General features: G+C 71.3%; 13 protein-coding genes. 2 read left to right on the top strand and 11 right to left on the bottom strand.

Features of this window, described 5'->3' with window-relative positions; translation table 11 throughout:
- The 5 genes from FREUN1FDRAFT_RS22975 to FREUN1FDRAFT_RS22955 form a co-directional block, all read right to left on the bottom strand.
- Positions 1–2,821: alpha-(1->3)-arabinofuranosyltransferase family protein (locus FREUN1FDRAFT_RS22975; protein ID WP_006542610.1), on the bottom strand; the 2,821-nt coding region annotated here is incomplete at its 3' end.
- Positions 2,818–4,080 (bottom strand): glycosyltransferase family 4 protein, encoded by a 1,263-nt coding sequence (locus tag FREUN1FDRAFT_RS22970; RefSeq protein ID WP_006542609.1) that lies wholly within the window; start codon positions 4,078–4,080, stop codon positions 2,818–2,820. The genes FREUN1FDRAFT_RS22975 and FREUN1FDRAFT_RS22970, both read right to left, overlap by 4 nt.
- Positions 4,077–5,783, bottom strand: a complete 1,707-nt coding sequence (locus FREUN1FDRAFT_RS22965; protein WP_035953126.1) for a lipopolysaccharide biosynthesis protein — start codon at positions 5,781–5,783, stop codon at positions 4,077–4,079. Before FREUN1FDRAFT_RS22965 ends, FREUN1FDRAFT_RS22970 begins: the two co-directional genes overlap by 4 nt.
- Positions 5,784–5,944: 161 nt before the next feature.
- A complete protein-coding gene (gene gmd, locus FREUN1FDRAFT_RS22960; RefSeq protein WP_006542607.1) occupies positions 5,945–6,946 on the bottom strand; it encodes a GDP-mannose 4,6-dehydratase in 1,002 nt (333 codons plus the stop codon).
- 64 nt (positions 6,947–7,010) lie between these two features.
- Positions 7,011–9,185, bottom strand: coding sequence for an acyltransferase family protein (locus FREUN1FDRAFT_RS22955; protein WP_006542606.1), 2,175 nt, complete (start codon positions 9,183–9,185; stop codon positions 7,011–7,013).
- A 1,708-nt stretch (positions 9,186–10,893) separates the two neighbouring features.
- Here FREUN1FDRAFT_RS22955 and FREUN1FDRAFT_RS22950 point away from each other — a divergent pair.
- On the top strand, positions 10,894–12,453 hold the full coding sequence (locus tag FREUN1FDRAFT_RS22950) for an acyltransferase (protein WP_232295354.1): 1,560 nt from the start codon (positions 10,894–10,896) through the stop codon (positions 12,451–12,453).
- Between the two features lie 304 nt (positions 12,454–12,757).
- Complete coding sequence (gene rpsA / locus FREUN1FDRAFT_RS22945; RefSeq protein WP_006542603.1) at positions 12,758–14,236, top strand: 30S ribosomal protein S1; 1,479 nt, start codon at positions 12,758–12,760, stop codon at positions 14,234–14,236.
- Positions 14,237–14,361: 125 nt separating this feature from the next.
- On the opposite strand, the gene FREUN1FDRAFT_RS22940 is transcribed toward rpsA, so the two are convergent.
- The 6 genes from FREUN1FDRAFT_RS22940 to FREUN1FDRAFT_RS22915 form a co-directional block, all read right to left on the bottom strand.
- Positions 14,362–16,026: a cytochrome P450 gene (locus tag FREUN1FDRAFT_RS22940; protein ID WP_006542602.1), complete on the bottom strand. Its 1,665-nt coding sequence runs from the start codon at positions 16,024–16,026 to the stop codon at positions 14,362–14,364.
- Between the two features lie 58 nt (positions 16,027–16,084).
- On the bottom strand, positions 16,085–17,527 hold the full coding sequence (locus FREUN1FDRAFT_RS46640; protein WP_006542601.1) for a cytochrome P450: 1,443 nt from the start codon (positions 17,525–17,527) through the stop codon (positions 16,085–16,087).
- Positions 17,524–18,132 carry an ATP/GTP-binding protein gene (locus FREUN1FDRAFT_RS22930; protein WP_006542600.1) on the bottom strand — a complete coding sequence of 203 codons (609 nt, stop codon included), beginning with the start codon at positions 18,130–18,132 and terminating at the stop codon, positions 17,524–17,526. Before FREUN1FDRAFT_RS22930 ends, FREUN1FDRAFT_RS46640 begins: the two co-directional genes overlap by 4 nt.
- Complete coding sequence (locus FREUN1FDRAFT_RS22925) at positions 18,113–18,472, bottom strand: DUF742 domain-containing protein (RefSeq protein WP_006542599.1); 360 nt, start codon at positions 18,470–18,472, stop codon at positions 18,113–18,115. Before FREUN1FDRAFT_RS22925 ends, FREUN1FDRAFT_RS22930 begins: the two co-directional genes overlap by 20 nt.
- Positions 18,469–18,888 carry a roadblock/LC7 domain-containing protein gene (locus tag FREUN1FDRAFT_RS22920; protein ID WP_006542598.1) on the bottom strand — a complete coding sequence of 140 codons (420 nt, stop codon included), beginning with the start codon at positions 18,886–18,888 and terminating at the stop codon, positions 18,469–18,471. The genes FREUN1FDRAFT_RS22925 and FREUN1FDRAFT_RS22920 overlap by 4 nt, the downstream gene beginning before the upstream one ends.
- Before the next feature lie 191 nt (positions 18,889–19,079).
- Positions 19,080–21,512, bottom strand: a complete 2,433-nt coding sequence (locus tag FREUN1FDRAFT_RS22915) for an ATP-binding protein (protein ID WP_006542597.1) — start codon at positions 21,510–21,512, stop codon at positions 19,080–19,082.
- Positions 21,513–22,157: the final 645 nt, after the last annotated feature.

The raw sequence follows: 22,157 nt of genomic DNA, 5'->3' as shown, positions 1-22,157 counted from the left end.
AGTCCCGCAGGTCGACGGTGACGGGGGAGCCGCCGTCGAAGGTCAGCGTGACGCGGGTGATCCACCGGTTGCGCGGGCCGTTGATCGGCTGCACGAGCCGGATGTGGTCGGCGGTCGTCGCCTTCGTGAGCTGTACCTGCCAGGCGGCGCCGGTCGGGTCGGTGAACGCCCCCACCCGCCAGGCGGACTTCATGTCGCCGTCGATCGCCTGGGTCGGCCGGTCGGCGACACCGTAGGAGAACGTGTTGCCGTAGTCGGTGGCCCGCACGTTCGCGACCTGCGCCGCGGAGCCCGGCGGGGACGTCTGCATGATCGTCTCGGACGCGTGCCCGGCGTCGGGGAAGAGCACCAGCCGGTTGTCGTTCGGATCCTTGGTCAGTGGCGTGACGCCTGGCTGCTCGACATACCCGAAGTTCTCGCGGATGCCCGTCCACCGCTCGGCCCGCAGCCGGTTGGTGTCGCTGACGAGCAGCTCCGCGCCGTCGTTGAGGGCCTGGCGCATCTTGTCGGGGTCGGAGACGAGGTCGCCCGCGTAGAGCACGGTGCGCCGGCTGTCGAGCACGGCGTCGAGCTGGCCGGTGGCGGCCGCGTCGACGAGGGCCTCACCGTTGCCGCTGACCAGCAGCGGTGCCTCGGTGCTCTCGGCCCGCACGATCGAGTGTGGGTCGTCGACGGCGAAGTCGGCCAGCGTCGGCGGGTCGATGACGTCCGCGTCGGTGCCCAGCGTGATCTCGTCGGTGTAGGGGATGCCGGGGTCCTCGAGGGTGGGCGGCCCGAAGGTGCGCGGCTCGCTCAGCCCGTCCGGCCGGTTGTTGGCCACCAGGTCCCAGGTCGCGCGGGGGCGCGGGGTCCGGAACCGCTCGTAGGCGAGGTTGCTGCGCAGGACGACGTCGCCGGCGCTCATCAGCCTGGCGATGTCCGGGATCGACTCGGAGTCGAGCACGCCTTCCTGCATCCGCCGGTCCAGCGCGCGCACCAGGTCCACGGAGCCGGCGTCGCCGTAGGGGATGAGCTCGCGGACCACCGACGGCCGGTCCATCAGCCCGTAGGCGACCGGGTCGAGCGTGGTGCCCCACCGGTAGTGGGCGAAGTCGGCTCCGGGCAGCTCCAGCACCCGGGTCTGCTGGCCGGTCGCGTCCGGGGCGACGGCATCGAGGGCGCTGGCGAGCTCCTGCTCGTAGGCCGGGATGTCCTCCGGGCGGTCCAGCAGCGGCTCGATGAACTGCCCACGGAACAGTGGCGACATGTTCAGCACGAGCATCAGCGCCGCCCCGCCGAATGCCAGAGTCGGCACCAGCGCGGGCCGCCGGCGCGCGGAGGCCGCGCCTGCCGTGGTCGCGGCTGTGCCTGCCGTGGTCGCGGCTTCGGCCGCCGCCTCGGCTCGCCGTGCGCGGCTGGCCGCGAACCTCTGGTCGAGGACGGCCAGGCCGCCGGCGAGCAGCACCGACAGCCCCAGCACCACCATGGGGACCGCACGGGGCAGCGAACGCAGCGCCAGCCCGGCGGTGGACCCCTCGGCGAAGTCGCGGAACAGCCGGCCCAGCGGAGACGGGTCGTCGTACGGGTACACGCCAACCGAGATCATCGTGCCGAGCGTGATCAGGGCGATGAAGTAGGCGCGATGGCCCCAGCGCACGCAGGCGGCGGCGGCCAGCGCCAGTATGGGCACCGCGAAGCTGATCGCGATGATCACCAGGTTGCCGGTGTACTCGGTCGCCGGGCTGATCCAGGGCCCGAGGGCGTCCTCGCCGTAGAAGAACCAGTTGCCGAGGCCCCGCAGCACCTCGGACGCCTGCGAGCTGCTCGCGACGGTCTTCACCGTCTCGGTGAACGCGAGCACGTTCAGGCCGTAGCCGGCCTGCGTGTACAGGCCGGCCATCCACCACGCGGACGTGACGATGATCAGCGCCACGGCCCGCGTGCACAGGCCGAGCGCGGTTGCGAACCGGACCTCGCGGGTGCCCCACACCGCGAACGGCACCCACAGCAGCGGCGCGAACAGAATGAAGATCAGGCTGGACGCGTTGATGCTGCCGATCAGGGTCACCATCAGCGCGAACGCCGCCGGCCACCGCCAGCCGGAACGCAGGCGGTCCCATCGGGAGCGGCCCGTGGCAGCAGTGGCAGCGGAGCCACCAGAGGCAGCGGAACCAGAGGCACCGGAGCCACCAGAGGCACCGGTGACGCCCGCTCGGGCGAGCTCGTCCACGCCGGCCTCGCGCAGGCCGCGCACGGTGATGCCGATCAGCCAGCCCAGGCCCGCGTACGGCAGCAGGATCGCCGAGATCCGTGCCTCGTACTCCAGGGTGTAGGGCGTGAGCATGTAGCCCAGCGCGGCGATGAACGCGTATCGGTCGGGCCAGCGGAACGACCGCATCAGGAACAGCACGCCCGCGCCCGCGCCGAACAGGATCGAGCCGGTCCACAGCCGCTGGGCCACCCAGTCGGGCAGCCCGACGAGCTGGAGGAGCCAGTAGAACAGGCCCTGCGGGAACAGGTAGCCGATGTTCTGGTGGGTGACCGTGCCCATCCCGACGTCGGGATCCCACATCGACACCGCGCGGGAGAGCATCCGGCCCGGGTCGAGGTAGAGGTAGGCCTTCGTGTCCGCGCCGATCCGCCCGGGCGCCGTTGCCAGCAGCGGGATGTAGGCCAGTGCCGCCAGCACCAGTGTGGGCCACGAGGGGATCACACGTTGGAAGCGGTGGGGGATGCGCGGACGGCGGGTCGAGCCTGGGCCGCCGGAGCCCAGCGTGGCATCCGGCCCCGGCTCCGGCCCGTCGGGCGCCGCGGAGCCGGATGCCTGAGCGGTCAAGGTCACTGGGGCGTGCCCGCGTGGCTGCTCGGGGCGGGGCGGCGCAGCAGCTTGCGACGAGCGGCCTCGTTCACCAGCGCGAGGTAGGTCGCGCGGGCGGTCTGCTCCCAGGTGAACGTCGCCGCGTGGGCAAGGGCGCCGGCGGACAGCCGGATCCGCAGCTCGGTGTCGGTCAGCACGCTCGCGAGCGTCTTGCCCAGGTCATGCGGATCCTCGACGAGCAGACCGGACGCGCCGTCCACGACCGCATCGGTGTGGCCGGCGATCCTGGTCGCGACGGCGGGTGTCCCGCAGGCGGCGGCCTCGGTGATCGTCATGCCCCAACCTTCTCTGGCGGAGGCGGAGGTCAGCACCCAGGCGCGCCGATAGAGGTCGAGAAGCTCCGCGTCGTCCACCCTGCCGACCAGCCGCAGCCAGCGGCCGGCGCCGGCGGCCGCGATGCGCGCCTCCAGCGCCGGGCGCTCGTACCCCTCGCCGACGATCACGGCCTCCATCGCCGGATGCTCGTCATGCGCACGGATGAGCGCGTCGATCAGCACGTCGAACCGCTTGACCGGGACCAGCCGGCCGACCGCCAGCACCAGCGGATGCGGCGAACGCTCCCCGGCCGGGCTGAAGGACGGGTCGATGCCCGGCGGGATCACCGAGATGTTGCCAGCCGGCAGGCCGAGCAGCTCGATGATCTCGTCACGGGACGACTGCGACAACGTGAGGATGCGGGTCCGCCGGTACATCGGCGGCGCCATCTTGAACTCGATGGTCTCGCCGACCTGGGCCAGCTTGGGGGAGAGCACCATCCGCCACATCTCGGCGTGCACATGGTGCAGGAACACCACCCGCGGGCAGCGTGCCCAGAGCGGGGAGAAGAACGGCATGCCGTTCCAGATCTCGACCAGCCCGTCCCACGGGCCGCCCCGCCCGAACGCGCCGGACATCGCCGTGCGCGGGAAGACGGAGTAGCGCCCGGCCTTGCGCACCACCTGGTAGCCGTGCCGCCGTGCGGTCTCCGGATGGCCGGGGGCGAGCGCGGTGCGCAGGCTGACGTCGACACCGGCCGCTGCCCATCGCTCGGCCACCTTGTCGGCGTGCAGCTCCGAACCGCCCGACTCGGGGTCGTCGAGATCACGCCAGGCCAACATGTGGATGCGGCGCAGGCCCGACAGCTCGACCAGCTCGGCCAGGGTCGGGGTGGGGGCGGCCAGCGCCGTCAGGTCGATTCCGGAGAGCGCGGCCAGCGCGGCTTCCTCCTGCGGGAGCGCGCTCATGCGCGGGCCGTCCGGCGCGCGGCGGCGAGGACCATCAGCCCGGTCACGACCGCGAGGACCGCCTGGCAGCCGAGATTCGCGCGCGCGGTCGACACGGGGGAGCCCTGGGCCCAGACCATCAGGGACACGGCGGCACCGGTCGCGACGGCGAGCACGGCGAGCACGGCTCGTTCGCCGAGGGCGAGCAGGTAGTGGGAGAACAACACGGTCGCTCCGAGACAGGTCATTGCTCCGGCGAGTGGAAGGAGGGCACCGGAGGCATTGGTGAAACGCGGCCCGAAAGCCAGAGACAGCAGTGTGTCGGGTGCGATGACGGCCACGGTGAGCAGCCCCACGGCAGGCACGGCGAGTATCGCCAGGGTTGCGCCGAGCTGATGCAGTGCGTGCTGCCCCAGATGATTGCGGTCCGCGGCCTCGGGCAGGAGGAAGCCGGCGAGGACGATGGCTCCCAGCACGAGCACCTTCGCCGCGACCGACACAGCCGCGTAGGGGCCGGACTCGTCCGGAGAGAGCCTGCCCTGCAGCAGAACATCGATGTTCTGCAGGATGGCCAGGAACGCCAGTGTCACCAGGGCCGAACCGACCTCGACGGCGAGACGCCGAGGCTCCGCGGTGGCCGCCGGGCCGGCGACGGGCAACGGCAGCGTCGTCGCCGCCGTGTCCGTGCCTGCCGGCGTCGCCGGAGGCGGCTGCCAGCTTACCGGCTCCAGGTTGCCGAGTGCGGACGGATGCCGCCGCAGGCACCACCGGGTGTGCGCCAGCGCGGCGAGCACCCCGAACAGGACGGCGATCGCCGCGCCGGCCTCGTCCAGACCGGCGAGTACGAGCGCGATCGTGGAGCCGCTCTTCACCGCGGCGTCGACGAGCAGGTTCGCGGACAACGCGGGGTACAGCCGCCCGCACTGCATCAGCCCGCGGTCGACACACAGCAGGCACCAGGCGGCACCGGCGATGATGATCTCCGCGACGCCGCCGGCGCCGGGCAGTGAGAGCTCGTCGGCGATGAACCCGCGGGCGAGGACCGCGACCACGGCGACGGAGAGGACCACCACGACGCCGACCCGCCGAACCCGGCTGATCCACGCGTCGATCAGGTCAGCCTGGCCGGTGTGCTGCCAGTTGGTGATCCGCCGGACGACTCCGACGAGCAGGGCGCTGCCGGGCATGGAGACGACGAAGAAGATCGCGAAGAGCTGGGCGACGGCACCGTAGGACCGGGTGCTCATCGCCCGCGCGATCACCAGGGTCACCCCAAGGTTCGCCGCGTTCGCGACCAGGCCGGCGAGTGCGAGCGGGATGGCGCCGCGCATCGCGGCCCGGATGCGGTCGCTCTGGCCGCGCAGGCGCTCGGGCGCCAGACCGGCGAGCCCGGGAAACGCCGCCAGGCTCGGATGCGTCCGCCGTGCCGCGCCCGCCCCGCCCGCGTCACGCGGGTCCGCCACGCCGGGCACCTGGCCTGAGGCCGGCGTACCGGCCGTGGTGCGGACCGCCCCCGTGCCGCCGTTGTAGGCGGTGCCTCTGGGCGCCGCACCCGTGGGTGATGCCGTGCCCGTGGGTGATGCCGTGCCCGTGGGCGAGGAGGAGGTCGGCGTCCGGCCCGCCGCCGGGTCGGACGCGCGGAACGACATGGGTGCCCGTCGGCCCGAACGGTGTCGCCCGCGGGACTGAGGGGGGAGGGAACCGGCGGCCGGACCAGTGTTCATCGGCTGTCCCCCGGAGTCACGCACGCGCGTACCCTCCCCGTCACACGGCGTGACATGCGTCCGGACGTGAACTCACCCGCGCCGAGTCGTGGCGCGGGCCGCAGGGTGTGGGATGCGGGCCTTTCGCACGCGTCCCGACATGAGTGTCCGGGCAGCATCAGTCACCTGTTCGTCAGCGTCTGTCCCGCGGCTGCGGCCTCGGCGGCGAGGTCGGCGTCGACCATCATCTCAACCAGCTCGTGGAAGCCCACCCGCGGCTTCCACCCCAGCACCTCACGCGCCTTGGACGCGTCACCGACCAGCACGTCGACCTCCGCCGGCCGGAAGAACCGCGGATCGACCCGCACGTACTCCGACCAGTCCTCGATCCCCACCCGCGCGAACGCCACATCCAACAGCTCCCGGATGCTGTGCGTCTCGCCCGTCGCGACCACGAAGTCGTCCGGGACGTCCTGCTGCAGCATCCGCCACATCGCGTCCACGTAATCTCCGGCGAAACCCCAGTCCCGCCGCGACTCGAGATTTCCCAGTGACACCGAGTCCTGCAACCCCAGCGAAATCCGCGCCACCGCCCGTGAGATCTTCCGCGTCACGAACTCGATCCCGCGCCGCGGCGACTCGTGGTTGAACAGCAACCCCGAACACGCGAACAACCCGTATGACTCGCGGTAGTTCACCGTCAGATAGTGCCCGAATGTCTTCGCCACCCCATACGGCGATCTCGGGTGAAAAGGCGTCGTCTCCCGCTGCGGGGTCTCCCGCACCTTCCCGAACATCTCCGACGAGGACGCCTGGTAGAAGCGCACGCGCGACAGATCGTTACCCGCCGCGATCCGCAATGCCTCCAGAACCCGCAAAACTCCCATTCCGGTGGTCTCACCGGTCAGCTCCGCCTGCTTCCAGGAGAGACCCACAAAGGAGATCGCACCCAGGTTGTACACCTCGTCCGGCTGCGAGATCTCCACGGCACCGATCAACGACGGAAGATCGGTGAGATCCCCCTCCAGGAGCACCACCCCCGGCACCACCCGCTCCACCGTCGCGACCTTCGGGTTCGACTGCCCGCGCACCAGGCCGAACACCTCATAACCGCGCCCGACCAGCAGCTCACCCAGGTACAAGCCGTCCTGGCCGGTGATTCCCGTAATCAGTGCGCGAGGCACGATCATCCTCCTGTGGACCGTGGAGTACTGCTGCGGAAGGTTAGCGCCAGGTAAAGCGACGAGGTCACTCGGGTACCGGGCTCGGCGTGCCCGCGCCGCCAGTTGTGGCCGGGCGGAGCATCCGTACAAGCTGAGGCACAATGACATCACCTGCCCGTGCGCCACCACCGTTGCTGATGTGCACGCCGTCGTCGTCGCGTACCTGCACGCCGTCGATCTCGTCGCGGTACTGGTTGTCCGGGCTGAGGATCGCCGCGAGATCGATCACGGTTGTCACCGCGGAGTGCCGGGCGGCTGCCTGGCGTAGCAGGGCATTGAACGCGATCACCCGGTCCGGCCTGGTCTCCGGGTAGATACTGCCGTCAGCCGCCTCGTCCTTCCTGAACATGGGTGTGGTGAGAAGCACCACCCTCGCCCCGCCGGCCGAGAGCGTGGTGATCGCCAGATCGAGCTCCCGCCCCAGGTAGGCGTCGAAGGCGGGATCACCGATGTGCGTCCGGCGACCGTTGTACACCTGGTCGGTGACCTCCCACCGGCCGACCAGCAGCAGTGCGACGTCGGGGTGGACCTCGTCGACCTTCTGCCGCAACCGGTTGGGCCAGTTGACGCAACTCGCCTGCGGATAGTCCCGCTCGCCCTTGAGGTACCTCGGCTGTGCCCGGGAGACGCCGCAGCCGAGCTCGGAGGCGTCGCGGACCTCCATCCCCTGGTCCGCCGCGGTGACGGTGAACTGGCTGAAACCCAGCGTGAGCGCGAGCGAGTCGCCGGCCATGATCGCGCGCAGGGGGCGGCCACCCGAGGCGGGCTCGGCGCGCGCCGTCGGCGGCGCCGCGGACGCGGCCTGCTGCGCCAGACGTTCCAGGTCAGCCGCGCCACGCCCGGCGGCGGGATCCGCGATCGTCGCCACCATGACGACGGCGACGACGGCGCCGATCGAGGCGGGAACGGTGAGCCGCGGCCGGGGGAAGCGAATCTTCCCGCGCCGGATCGGGTTCTCGACCAGATGGAACGAGGCGATGGTGATCGCCGCTGTGACGGCGACCCGGGCGGCGAGCAGCGCCGGGCCGCTCAGCCCGGTGCGGCTGGCGGTGACAGTCAGAAAGACTGGCCAGTGCCACAGGTAGAGCCCGTAGGAGACCCGACCGATGGCAGGCAACGGGGCGCAGGAGAGCACTTTCGCGGCCGGCCCGGTCGGCACCTCGATGATCGAGGCGATCAGCAGCATCACGACGACTGCCACGCCCAGGAAGCCGCCGGTGTACAGCATCCGGCTCTCCCCGTCGACGGTCGCCCAGATCGTGAGCATCGCCAGGCCCGCCAGGCACCCGACGACCGCCAGGCCCTTCTTCGTCCGTGCGGTGAGCGGAGTCCGCCGCTGGATCCGCCAGACGGCGAGGGCCGCGCCGGCGAGCAGTGCCTGGGCACGGGTGTCCGTGCCGTAGTAGATCCGGGACTCGTCGCTGTTGAGCAGGACCAGCAACAGCCCGAGCAGTGCCGAGGCCTCCGCCCCGAGAACCGCCACGGTGAGGATCAGGGTCTGGGCCCGCCGGCGCTGGTTGCGCCAGCGGGTCACCGTCCGTCCGGTCTGCCACATCAGCAGGTAGACGCACAGCGGCCACAGCACGTAGAACTGCTCCTCCACCGCGAGCGACCAGGTGTGCAGCAGCGGCGACGGGGTGGAGAGATGATCGAAGTAGCTCTGGTCCGACAGCGCGAAGCGCCAGTTGGCGACGTAACCGAGGGTGGCCAGCGCGTCCATGCGCAACGTCGCTACCTCGCTGGGAGCCGCTACCCAGCGGGCATAGGCCGCCACCCCGAGCATCATGGTCAGCAGCGCCGGCATCAGCCGGCGGGTGCGACGGATCCAGAACGACCTGAGGTCGATGCGCCTGGTCGCGCGGTACTCGGTGACAAGCAGGCCGGTGATCAGGAATCCGGAGAGCACGAAGAAGGCGTCGACGCCGAGCAGCCCGCCCGGCATCCAGCTCAGACCGGCGTGGTAGGCCATGACGCTCAGGACCGCCAGTGCCCGCAGGCCGTCCAGCGCGGGGGAGTGGCCGAGCGGCGCCAGGACCGGAGCCGTGAGCGGGCCCGTCTCCAACGGGCCGGTGTCGGTCGGGCCGAGCTCTGGAGAGCTGCTGGGCCGCGGCACGCCGGTCTCCCGCGGGCCGGAGTCCGTCGGAGCGGCCTTCTGCGGGCCGCTCTTGCGCAGGCCGGGACGCGCCGGGCCGGTCTCCATCGGGCCGGTCTCCCGCGGGCCTGGCTGCGCCGGTGGCCGGGTGCGTGCCGGTGGCCGGGGGGTCCCGGTATCCGTGTCCGGGCGGAGGTGCGCTCGATCCGCTCGGTGTCCTCGCCCCGGTAGCCGGTCGCCGTGCGCAGCCGACCATCAGGGTCGGGCACGGCGTCCCGCTGGTACGCGGCGTCGAGGCGGCTGCGGTCGAGGCGGTTCTGGTCGGGTGAGAGGCCGGTGGTCGGCTGGTCGGAGCCCACGGCGCGGTCACGCTCCCGGCGCGAGCCAGTCCTGGCGGTGGCCCGGCCTTCCCGCGAACTGCCGCGTCGGGGGCGGGCCAGCGGGTGGGTGTCGATCTCTCGGCGGCTCAGCCCAGTCCCCTTTCCGAGTCGTTGTTACCTGGCCCGTCGATCCGGTGACCCGTGGATCCTGGGCTCGGCACGCGGCTGACCAGGAACGATGTCCCGGCCTGGGTGCAATGTCCGTTACGACCACGATGCCCGATGTGGAGCAGGCGCCTGCTCGCGGGTCCGCACTTGACGCGGATCGAGGGCTGGCCGGGTCGACCGACGTCGGCCCGGCCCGACTGCCCGGTCCGCCCGAATTCGCCGTGTCGTCGCGGGAAACGAGTTTGTCGCCCGGCCGCGTGGTCACGGCTGCTCCGGCGATGCGCCCCGGCCGGCATCCACATTGCCATTGCCTGTCCTGGATGGGCTCGACGTCACCTCGCTGTGGTCGGGGGAGAAAACTCGGAATCATCCTTGCCCGTGGGATTCACCCAGTTGTCGTCCCGGCGGTACCACGGCGTCGAGGCTACGACGAAGGGATCGCCCGACGACACCGATGGGTGGCGAGGCCCGGGCCGTCCAGTGTGTTGATCGGCACGACCGAAGCCCATTGCGCATGGGCGGATGGGCTGCCCGGCCGGGCTGGCCGGAGGGCCTGTGGCAGGACTGCTGGCACCGTCGGCGCAGTTCAGCGTAGTGGCCCGTTCGGCTGGCGAGGGTGGGGTCAGGCGCGCCGCTCGTCGTCCGCCGGCCGGACGGCGCGGCATCCACGTTAGCCGGTCGGCTGGTTGAACAGCTCAACCCGTTGATTAATTGACCACCACTTCCGATGTATACGTCCTCCGTCGAGCATTCGCGATCGTTGGTGCTGGTCGTTGTATGTCGGTATATGGGTGTTGGTGAGTGCCGGGTGTAGCCGCTCCGCGTCGCTGGCGCCACCGCGGTGGCGCTTCGTGCAATCCGCACCAAACACACTGCGATCAGTTGCGGCGCAATCTTGCCAAGTCACTACTGTCCGTGCTGGTCCTCTGTATGGTCGCGTGCCGCCCCGGAGAAAGGCACAGGCCGCGCCGGCTGGCCGTGGTGGGCTTCACCAAGCGCCGTCCGGTCGGGGTTTTTCGCTGGATGCCCGGGGAAACGGGCGCTCGCGGCGAGGTCGGTAGCGGTCCCCGTCGCGCTTGCGCGGGGCCCGCGTGTGGTACCTCCTGGTACCTTGCGTGCGTGCCTGACATCACCGACAGTGGCGGTCGGGATAGATGACCGCCGGCTTCCGAGGCAAGCCCGGCGTTGCCACGAAAAGCGTGGCCTTCGCCGGTGCTGGCGCTGGTGCCGGTGCTGTCACCGATGGCGCGGGCCCCGCCGTGGAGTCCCGGCGTGGCCCGGCTGGCGCCGAACCGACTGAAACATCCGAGTCATCCGGATCGGCGGAGGTGACGGGGCGGTCGGAGGCCCGGTCAGGCCCGCCCGTGGTGTTCCCCGGCTTCGACGGGCTGCGTGGGATCGCCGCGCTGCTGGTGCTGGTCGTCCACGTGGCCTTCTACAGCGGGCTGACCACGGGAGACAACGCGATCGGGACCTACGTGGCCCGGGGCGAGATCGGCGTGGAGATCTTCTTCCTGATCTCGGGTTTCCTGCTCTACCGGCCGTTCGCCGCCGCGCACCTCAGTGGTCGCCGGGCTCCCGACGCCCCGGCCTTCTACGTCCGTCGCCTGCTGCGGATCATCCCGCTCTACTGGCTGGCGCTCGCGGTCGCGCTGAACGTCGTGCCGGACGAGCGGATGGGCGTCCACGGTTTCAAGGGGCTGGTGCAGACCGCCCTGTTCGCGCAGGGCTATCGCAAGGAGACCGCGATCCAGGGCCTGACCCAGGCCTGGACCCTCAACATCGAGTTCGCGTTCTACCTCTCGATCCCGCTCTACGCCTGGCTGCTCGTCCGCAGGCGGCGCTCCCCCCGCGCCCAGCTGAAGGTCGAGCTCGCCGCGCTCGCGGTGATTTTCGTCATCAGCCGGGTGCTGCACTACAAGCTGATCGGGTCCGACATCTGGTGGGCGGACGGCTGGACGGTGTGGCTGCCGGTCTGGTGGGACCTGTTCGCCATGGGCATGCTGCTCGCGGTCCTGTCCGCCTGGTACACGCAGAACGGGCGCTCGCCGCGGTGGGCGCAGTGGCGTTGGTTCGGGGCCGCCTGCGTGCTGGCAGCGGCGTTCTTCTACTGGTTCTCGAGCACGCAGCTCGGGCTGCCCCGCAGCCCGCTGTTCGTCCCGAACCGCAGCCAGGACATGGGGCGCCATCTCTTCTACGGCCTGACCGGCTTCTTCCTGCTCCTGCCCGCGGTGTTCGGGCCGAGCCGCGGCCTGGTGCGCAGGTTCCTCGCCTGCCGCCCGATGGCCTGGCTCGGGATGATCTCGTACGGCATCTACCTGTGGCACACCACCGTGATCGACGTCGTCGTCGAGCGCATCAGCCCGGCCGACGACGTGCGCCCCTTCTGGCCGTTCTTCCTCACGGTCCTCGGGTTGACCTGCGCCGTCTCCGCGGTGACCTACCTGCTGGTCGAGCGTCCGTTCATCGCCCTGGGGCGGTGGCTGGTGGGCCGGCTGCGGGCCCGTTCGGGACCGGCCGGGCGGGTCCGCCAGGCGGCCGGGCGAGGCACTACGGCGCCATTGGCGACCGGCCTGACGCGCGGCGTCGCGGTGTCGGATGGCGGACACCTCGGTGTGAGCGGCGTCGCCGCCGATGCTGTCGACGGTGACCCGGCACGGACGATGCCGTTGCGGATCGGCGGGGCGGGACAAGCTCGATCCGGCGACGTGCCCGCCACCCGGGTGCCTCCCGTGGACACCCCGGGCGCACCTGCTCGTCGGGCCGCCCACCGGGGAGTCAGCCGCCGGGATCGGCTTGACGCGCGGTCGCGCCAGCCGTCCTCGGGCGGAACGCCCGAGGGTCGACGTGGACACTTTCACAGTCATCTCGAGGACGAGACCAGGTGACTTTTCGTACTATGTGAGCGTCAAAGGGTGAGCGGGATGGCCGCTGGGTGGCCACGAGGTGGCCCGCCGAGCCGGCGATCCGACCGATCGACTTCGAGTCGGTGGCTGCTCCCGTTGACCTCCAGGGACACCGCTCCCTAGACTTGGGAGTTGCACGAGGGTTCGTGGGTCTCAGACCGAGCGGATCCACTCGAGCAGTCGCTTTCGGTTCTGACAGTGTCGTTCTTGCGGTGCCTGTCCCTCCGTCCCGGCGGTTCGATCCGGCCCTCGCGCGAAGAGACGATTCCCAGTCGGAGCCGACCCCTTGACGAGCACCACCGACGTACGACCCGTGGAGACCGTGACCACCTCGCACAGCCCGACCACACCACAGGTTGCGGTCAACGACATCGGCTCGGCCGAGGACTTCCTCGCCGCGGTCGACAAGACGATCAAGTTTTTCAACGACGGCGACATCGTCGAGGGCGTCATCGTCAAGGTGGACCGCGACGAGGTGCTCCTCGACATCGGCTACAAGACCGAGGGTGTGATCCCGTCACGGGAGCTCTCGATCAAGCACGATGTCGACCCGCACGAGGTCGTCTCGGTCGGAGATGAAGTCGAGGCCCTTGTCCTCCAGAAGGAGGACAAGGAAGGTCGTCTGATCCTGTCCAAGAAGCGCGCCCAGTACGAGCGCGCCTGGGGCACGATCGAGAAGCTCAAGGAGGAGGACGGCGTCGTCACCGGCACCGTCATCGAGGTCGTCAAGGGTGGTCTCATCCTCGACATCGGCCTGCGTGGCTTCCTCCCCGCCTCGCTCGTGGAGATGCGTCGCGTCCGCGACCTTCAGCCCTACGTGGGCCGCGAGCTCGAAGCCAAGATCATCGAGCTGGACAAGAACCGCAACAACGTGGTTCTCTCCCGCCGCGCCTGGCTGGAGCAGACCCAGAGCGAGGTGCGCTCGGAGTTCCTGGCGCAGCTTGCCAAGGGTCAGATCCGCAAGGGCGTGGTCAGCTCCATCGTCAACTTCGGTGCCTTCGTGGACCTGGGTGGCGTGGATGGTCTCGTGCACGTCTCCGAGCTGTCCTGGAAGCACATCGATCACCCGTCCGAGGTGGTCGAGGTCGGCCAGGAGGTCACGGTCGAGGTCCTCGACGTCGACCTGGACCGCGAGCGGGTCTCCCTGTCGCTGAAGGCGACGCAGGAGGACCCGTGGCGTCAGTTCGCCCGGACCCACGCGATCGGCCAGGTCGTGCCCGGCCGCGTTACCAAGCTCGTGCCGTTCGGCGCGTTCGTCCGGGTGGACGAGGGCATCGAGGGCCTGGTGCACATCTCGGAGCTGGCCGAGCGCCACGTCGAGATCCCCGAGCAGGTTGTGAACGTCGGCGACGAGATCCTCGTCAAGGTCATCGACATCGACCTCGACCGCCGTCGGATCAGCCTTTCGCTCAAGCAGGCCAACGAGGCCTCCGCGCTGGCCGGTGAGGGCGACACGTTCGACCCGAGCCAGTACGGCATGGAAGCCAAGTACGACGAGCAGGGCAACTACGTCTACCCCGAGGGCTTCGACCCCGAGACCGGCGAATGGCTGCCGGGCTTCGAGGAGCAGCAGGCCGAGTGGGAGCGGCAGTACGCCGAGGCCCAGACCCGGTACGAGGCCCACCAGGCCCAGATCCGGGCGGCGCAGGAGGCGGACGCGGCAGCTGCGGCGCCGTCCTCCTACACCTCGCAGTCGGAGCAGCCCGCCTCGGCGATCGACGAGGAGGCGCTGCGGCGGCTTCGGGAGCAGTTCGGCAGGGAGTAGTCCGGCGAGGGAGCACCTGGTGCTCCCGGCGCTGGTGACCAGCACCAAACCTCAGGGCCCGTGGGTTTCCCCACGGGCCCTGAGGTTTTTCCGGGCTTCGGATCAGTCGCGCGGACCGGTACCGGTCAAAGCGATGTGAACCGGACCGGCAGGGTGGCCAGGCCACGCACCCAGACCGAGGGGCGCCACAGCAGCGCCGCGGGCTCCACGGCGAGCTCCAGGTCGGGGAGGCGATCGAGCAGGACCTCGACGGCCGTGGTCGCGATCGTCTCGGCGGCCATCTGCGCGGGGAAGGGGCAGCGGTGCTCGCCGTGGCCGAATGCCAGGTGGGCGTTGTTACCGGCCGCCCGGCCGGACTCGCGCGGACGCGCGCGCGGATCGGTGTTAGCCGCTGAGAGGCCGAAGATGAGGAGATCGCCGGAGCGGATCCACCGCCCGCCGAGCCGGAGATCACGACGAGCCCACCGCGCGACCAGGTTCTGGATCGGCGGGTCCGCCCAGAGGACCTCGGCCATGGCACCGCCGACGCTGAGCCGCCCACCCGCCAGATCCACGGCGAACCGGTCGTCGGTGAGCATCAGGCGAAGGGTGTTCCCGATCCAGTCGGCGGTCGGCGCCTGGGCCACCGTCAGGGTCGCCATGACGTCCTCGACGATCTCCTCGTCCGTGAGCTCCGCCGGGTGCGCGATCAGCGCCGAGACGGCGTCGTCGCAGGGCTGGTCACGGCGGCGGCGCACGACCCGCACGAGCATCGCGTGGACCCGTCGGCGCGCGTCGCGGGCTCCGGTGCCACCGCTGACGAGCAGGGTCAGGTCCCGGGCCAGGGCGGTCAGGTCGCCGGCGGGCAGCCCCCACATGTCGGCGTTGACCATCGCGGGCAGCGGGCCGGCGTACTGGCTCATCAGCTCCGCCCGGCCGTTGCCCGCCACCGCGTCGATCAGGGTGTCCGCGCCACGGGTCACCCGGGCCCGCAGGTCGTGCGACTCGAACCTGCCGACCACGTCACCGATCGCCGCCAGCCGCCGGGTGTGGGCGGGCCCGTCGAGGCTGCGCAGGGAGGGCCGCTGGCCGACGATCGGCTGCAGGGGCCAGCCCGACGGGACCAGATCCCAGGCGTTCCAGATCCGGGCATCCCGCCCGAACAGGGCGGGAGTTCCCGCGACGTAGACGACCTCCCGGTAGCCGAGGACGAGCCAGGCCGGGATGTCACCTTCGAGCAGGACCGGCGCGACCGGCCCGTGCTCGTCCCTGATCTGCTGGTAGAAGGCGGCGCGCCGGTTGCCGGGTCCCTCGGCGGGCAGCCGGGCGGCGCCGTGGTGCGCGGGCCAGCGGGCCTCGAACGTCGACCGGTCCTCGGGCTGGCGCGGCGGTTCCTGGCCGCGGTCTCGCTCACCGGGTGGCGCTATGGGTGGCACCGGCGGTGAGCCGGGACGTCGGGGCTCCGGCGGGCCGGCCGCGGTGGCGCCGGGCGTGCCGGTGAACCCGAGCGCGGTGGTGGGCGCATCGACCGTTCCCGGCGGAGCGGACGGTGCGGACATCGCGGACGCGGCGGTCGCGGAGGATGTGGCGGACGTGGCTGGTGCGGTCGGTGCGGGCGGGGCGCTGGACGAGCCCGGCCCGGCCGGCCCGCGGGTCCTGCCGGTTCCGGGAGCCTCGCCGCGCCGGGTGGTGCTCGGCGCCGGGCAGGACGTGCCGTACTGGCGCAGTGGGCTGTACTGGCGCGCGCCGCTCAGCGGCCGAGGCATGCCGCTCGGGCAGGTGCCGGGCTGGCGTGGGTGGGGATCGGTCATCGGTGGTCTCCGGGCTCGGTTTCAGCGTGATGCCGCGCGGCGCGGCCAGTCGCGGACGTCAAACGGGGCTGAACCGGACCGGCAGGGCGGTCAGCGCCCTGTTCCAGGCGGTGCGTCGCCAGACCAGCGCGCCCGCCGGGACGGCGAGCCGTACATTGGGCAGCCGGTCGAGGAGCACCTCGACGGCGGTCCGTGTGATGACCTCGGCGATCTCCTGCGCGGGGAACGGGCAGCGGTGCGCACCGTGCCCGAAGGACAGGTGCGCGCTGTTGGGCCCGGACGTCGTGCCAGTGCCGGCGGCGTCGGCACTGGCACCGGCTGCGTTGTCGGCGTGGTGCGCGGTGCCCTGCCGGGCCGGGCCGCCGCCCGGGTTGTGGTGGTCGTGGTGGTGGGCGGGCGCGGCGCCGCACCCGGCCGGCGGGCCCGATGCGTGGTCGCGGCGGACCCGGGGATCGGAGTTCGCGGCCGCGAGGCCGAGCGCGACCATCTCCCCGGCCCTGATCCGCTGGCCACCGAGCTGGATGTCGCGGGTCGCCCAGCGGCCGGCGGTGATCTGCAGGGGGGTGTCCTCCCACAGGACCCGGGTGAGTGCCTGCATGACGCTGCGCCGCCCGCCGGACAGCTCCAGCGCGAAGGACCCGTCGGTGAGCAGCAGACGCAGCGAGTTGCCGATCCAGCCGGCCACCGTCCGCATCCCGAAGCCGAGGGCGACCGCGAGATCCTCGACGATCTCGTCGTCCGTCAGCTCGGCCGGGTGGTCGATCAGGCCGGAGATGATGTCCTCGGTGGGGGGCTCGTCCAGCCGGATGGCAAGCAGGTCGCGCAGCCGGGCTACGAGCTGGCGGTGGCCGCGTGCGGCGTCCGCGCCGATGTCGACCAGGTCGACGAGGTCCTCGGCGATCTGCGTGGCGTCGAGGTCGTCCGGTCCGCACAGCGAGGCCAGGACCAGGGCGGGCACCTGGTGCGCGAACGACGCGACCAGATCGGCCGAGCCGAGCCCGGCGAAGTCGTCGATCACGCTGTCCGTGATGGCCTCGGCCCGCGCGCGCAGGAGGAAGACATCCACCTCACCCAGGACGTCGTTGACCGCCTGGTAGCGGCGCTGATGGTCCTCGCTGTCGGTGTGGAGCAGCGACGGGCGCCGGCCCAGCCCGGGGAGAGGCGCCCAGTCCGCCGGGATGTTCTCCCGGCGGGCCCGGTTACGCGGATCGCTGGTGAAGATCTCCGGGCTGCTCAGGACGTAGTGCAGCTCCCGGTACCCCAGGACCAGCCAGGCGTGCCGGGTGCCGTCGAACGTCACCGGGATCACCGGGCCGGGGGTGGCGGCGGGGGCAGGCGTGGGGGTGGGGGCGCGGTGCGGGTGGGCGGCCGGGTTCGGGCGCGGGTCGCGGTGGGTCCGCGCCGACGGGCGCCGCATGGGGGCGACGTCGGCTCGGCCGCGGCCGATGCCCGAACCCGGCGCCGGCCCGGCGCCCGCACCCGGACCGAGCATGGTGCTCAAGAGGCCTCCTTGCGGGCGGAGGCCTGCTCGTAGAGGTGCTGTACGAGCGTCATCAGCACGTCCTTGCTGGACGAGCGGTGCCGCGCGTCGCAGTCGATGACGGGCACGTCGGGGGAGAGGGACAGCGCCTCGCGCAGGTCCTCGAGCGAGTGCTCGGGCTCGCCGAAGTTGTTCCTCGCGACGATGAACGGCATCCGGTGGTGTTCCAGCCGGTCGATCGCATACCAGGAGTCGGAGACCCGGCGGGTGTCGACGAGCACCACCGCGCCGATGGTGCCGGCGAACAGGCGGTCCCACAGGAACCAGAACCGTTCCTGACCGGGCGCACCGAACAGGTACAGCACCATCTGCGCGTCCAGGCTGATACGTCCGAAGTCGAACGCGACGGTGGTGGTGTTCTTGTCCGCGACCGCGCCGGGGTCGTCGATGCCGACGCCGGCCTCGGTCATCACCTCCTCGGTGCTCAGTGGGCGGATCTCGCTGACGGAACGGACCATCGTGGTCTTGCCGACGCCGAATCCGCCGACAATCACGATCTTGACGCCGTCCTTGGCCGTGGTCTGCAGCGGCGGCCGGACGGCGACCTCAGAGCTTCTGGAGTCCAACGAGCACCTGCTTCAGGAACGCGGGATCGGGAAGTTGAAGCGGATCGGTCGGGGTGGAGGGGTGGCTTGCCGCGATCAGGCCCCTCTCCAACAGGTCGGAGAGCAGGATCTTCACGATGCTCACGGGGAGCTTCAGATCCGCCGAGAGTTCGACCACTGCGGTAGGGGCCCGGCAGACCCGCAGGATCCGAATGTGTTCGGACTGCATGCCGGGGGCGGGGTCCGCCCTGCTCGTGACGAGCGTGACGAGGTCGAACGCGGTGCGTCCGGCCCGGCTGCGACCACCGGTGACGGTGTACAGCCGGTCCGGGTCCTCGCTGTCGACGAGCCGTCGGATCACGGCTGTCCGGCGGGCTGGACGGGCCCGCGGGGTGCGGCGCTCAGGTATTCGCCGATCTGTTCGACCAGCTCACTCATGTTGTGGCCGATGATGCCGGCGTCCGCGTCGTCGGTCGCGATCACCGCCAGGTGGGCACCCTGACCGGCGTCGACGATGAACAGCAGGCCGCCGTGGAACTCGGTCATCGACTGCCGAACCCCGCCTGTGCCGTCCCCGAACTCGATGGACGCTCCGTGCGCGAGGCTCTGGATGCCCGAGGCGATCGCGGAGAGCTGGTCGGCCTGGTCGATGCTCAGGCCCGATGACCGGCACAGCTTGAGCCCGTCCCGGGACAGCACCAGGGCATGGTGCGTTCCCGGGGTACGAGCGAGGAGGTTCTCCAGCAGCCAGTCAAGATCGCTCTCAGTGGTATTCATCGGGATTGCGGGGTGCCGTGCGGTGGGCCCGCCCGGGTTGCCCCTGCCTCCAATCTGGTCGTCCGGTGCTGGTCTGGTCGTCGTGGAAAGGCCAGGTCGGGAAGGTTCTGATCGGGACGTCCCCGCTGGCTGACCGAACCGGACCGGTCCGGTCAGCCAGCGGGCAGCCGGTGCCACTCACCGGGACGCCCTCACCGGGACGTCCTCGCCGGCCGGGTGCGTCGGGTCGGCGTGGACCCGACGCGCGTCGGAGCCAGCGGTGGCTTCGAACCGGCTCCAGCCGAGGCCCCCGCCCCCGCCCCCGCTCCGGCCCCGGCATCGGGGCTGGGGCTGGGGCCGGTGGTCGGGCCGGGTGCGGGCGTGGCCGGTGGCCGGCTGTCCTCGATGTCGGTGACGGCCGATTCGGAGCTGTCCGCCGCCGCGGGTGGCTCCCCGGTAGCGGAGCCCCGCGTGGTCTCGGAGGTCGTCACGGTCTCGGAGGTCCGCGCGGTCTCGGCAGCGGCGTCGACGTCGGCAGCGGCGGCGGTGTCGGCCATGGTGGTCGGGCCAGCCGTGGCGGCGACGCTCTCCGGGCGGACGGTTGCGGCCAACTCCGGGCCCGGAGCAGGTGCGTCCGTCGGCATGGCCGGGGCCTCGTCCGACGTGCCGGCCGCGGCCAGCTCCGCCATCTCGATCAGCTCCGCCAGCGCCGCCATCTCGAACTGCTCCGCGGAGACGGTGGTTTCCGCGTCGACGGGGGCCGGGTTCGTCGCGGACGCTGTGCCCGTCGTCGGGCCGAACGGCGCCGCAGCGCCCGGCATGCCCAGCTCCGGCATGCCCAGCTCCGGCATGCCCAGCTCCGGCATGCCCAGCTCCGGCATCGCCAGCTCCGCCGTCCCCTGGGTCGGCATCTGCGGGCTCGCCGGCGTCGGACCAGGAGCCGCCGGGCGCGTTGTGGTCGTCCTGGTCGCGCTGGCGGCGCGCATGGCTCGGCGGAACGCGGCGAAGTTCGCGATGGAGTTGCGACGGGCCCGGTGTGAGCGCGGGCGGGAGACGGCGGGGCCGGCCGCGCGTGTACTGGCAGTGAGGGACTGGCCGCGGGCTCGCTTGGGCAGGGTGATCCGGGTGGTGACGGCATCGATGCCCGTGGCGGCCGCGGTGTCCGCGGTGCCGCTCGGCCCGGCGTCGAGCGCGACGTGGGGGTGGGCGTGGGTCTGCTCCGTGCTCGGAGCGTTCCTGGTAGCGGCGCGGGTCGGGAAGGCGCCGGGTTCACGGGTGGGAAGGGCACCCAGGGCCGTGACGAACTCGGACGGATCCGGTCTGCGCGGCTGGTGGTTCGCCAGGTCACCACCGACGCCCGCCCCCTGCCGCTGCCGGTTGAAGCCGGGGTCCGACGCGGCCGCGCTTCGGCTGTGCCGGTCGTCGGCGCCCGCAGGCGGCAGGGCCCGTGGGGCTCGGGCCGCCACGGCGGTGCGCAGGCCCGTGGTCGCCGCGTCCGTCGCGTCGCTGATCGTGGGCGGTGGCTCCACCGATCTCGGCGCGGTGATGAGCTGGCGCGGAACCATCACGATGGCACCGGTTCCGCCGCGCGACGACGGGCGGAAGGACACCGTCAGACCGTGTTTGCGGGCGAGCGCGCCGACGACCGCCAGGCCGAGCCGGGTGCCGGAGAGGCTGGTCAGGTCGAGCGATTCCGCCGAGACGGCGCGTTCGGCCCGTTCGAGGGCTGCCTGCCCCATGACCAGGCCGCCGTCCTCGATGGTGATGACGACGCCGGCCTGCACCTCCTCGACGTAGACGTGCACCTCTTCGGAGGGCGGCGAGAAGCTGGTCGCGTTGTCCATGAGTTCCGCGAGCGTGTGCATCACGCCCTCGGCGGCGTAGCCGACCACGGCCACGGTGCTCGTCGAGTGGAGCCGGACCCGCTGGTAGGCGCTGATCCGGCCCATCGCCCCGCGCAGCAGGCTTTCCATGACAATCGGCTTGGTCCAGCGACGACCCGAACGCCCGCCGGTGAGGACGGCGATGCTGTCGGCGAGACGCCCCGCCTGGGCGGTGAGGTGGTCGAGCCGCAGCAGATCGCCGAGAACCTCCTCGCTGTGCCGTTCCTCCATGGTGCGAAGGTCGGCGAGCATGGCGGTGCTCAACGCCTGCATGCGGCCGGCGGCGCTCGCGCAGGCGGCCATCGCGGCGGAGCGCATCCGTTCGCCGCGACTGACCTCCTCCACGACGGTGCGCAGAATGTGTAGGTGTGCGCCGTCGGTACCTCGCGGCGCCTCCCCGAGGGCGGCCTGGGCGGTGGCGCCCTCACGCAGGCGGGTGACGACGAGGGGGAGCACCTCCCGGGACAGCCGTTCCGTCTGCGCCGTGGAGGTCTTGACCTTCGTTTCGAGTGTGACGACCCGGCCGCGCAGCTCCATGGCGATCTGCCGGTTTCGGACCGCGAAGACGCTTGCCAGCCCGACGACTATGGCGGCGACGGATGCGCAGAACAGGACCGGCCCGCGGGCGTCGGTGGGTGACACCGCGGCTATGCCGAGGCCGGTGAGCATCACCACCAGCACCGCGGCGATCGGCGGCGCGATCAGGTCGCGGACCGTCGGTGGTCGCCGCACCTGATGGCGCGCGATTGCGTGTTCTGACATCGATCAGGTCCTCGTCGTCGGTGGTCGGTGGCTCAGGGCCGGCCCGCCGCGGTCAGGAACTTCCGTCGGGAATTCGGCTGAGAATCGACGGATCTTGCGTGGCGCCGCGCGTTGTCCCGCTCGCTGGATGATGTCTCCCGAGGTTCCTCCGGGGCGCTTGTGAGTCGCCTTCGAGGGGTCGCCCGGGGTAGTTCCGTAATGTTTCTTCGCGTCGCGGAAAAATGAAGTGAAGTGGCCGCTGAAATGTGGTTCCCGGTGCCTATTGACACCGGCCTGGAGCCCCTCTCCGGCCGTGCTGACCGCGTCGATCTCCGCCCCCTTGCCGTCGCCCCGATGCGCCTGTCCTGCCTGGGTTGATCCGGTGTCGATCCTGGGTCGAATCCGAACTATCAGTGCAGGTCATCTGCGCGTCGCACATGCTATTGACCGACCAGGCGGGTCGTGCGGCGGGCGTTGCGGGCTATCTCCGGGCCATAGCCGAAAGTGGTATCGGAGTGTTTCCGTTGTGTTTCTGTAGTGAACCTGGATTGATCCTGTTTTGCTGGAAACCGATGCGCGGCCCCCGGCTGAACGGGGGCGCCGCTGCGCGGAGTTGACAGCTTGGCATTCCCGGCGGCCGCGCTGGCCTGACCGGGCCATTTCTCG

The sequence above is a fragment of the Parafrankia sp. EUN1f genome (assembly GCF_000177675.1).
Taxonomy (GTDB): domain Bacteria; phylum Actinomycetota; class Actinomycetes; order Frankiales; family Frankiaceae; genus Parafrankia.
This window is presented reverse-complemented; position numbering and strand designations above follow the sequence as displayed.

Coding starts and splice junctions, on each gene's coding strand:
- FREUN1FDRAFT_RS22970 (WP_006542609.1), bottom strand. CDS start 4,080: ATGAGCGCGCTCCCGCAGGAGGAAGCCGCGCTGGCCGCGCTCTCCGGA.
- FREUN1FDRAFT_RS22965 (WP_035953126.1), bottom strand. CDS start 5,783: ATGAACACTGGTCCGGCCGCCGGTTCCCTCCCCCCTCAGTCCCGCGGG.
- FREUN1FDRAFT_RS22955 (WP_006542606.1), bottom strand. CDS start 9,185: ATGGAGACCGGCCCGGCGCGTCCCGGCCTGCGCAAGAGCGGCCCGCAG.
- FREUN1FDRAFT_RS22940 (WP_006542602.1), bottom strand. CDS start 16,026: ATGACCGATCCCCACCCACGCCAGCCCGGCACCTGCCCGAGCGGCATG.
- FREUN1FDRAFT_RS22920 (WP_006542598.1), bottom strand. CDS start 18,888: ATGAATACCACTGAGAGCGATCTTGACTGGCTGCTGGAGAACCTCCTC.
- FREUN1FDRAFT_RS22915 (WP_006542597.1), bottom strand. CDS start 21,512: ATGTCAGAACACGCAATCGCGCGCCATCAGGTGCGGCGACCACCGACG.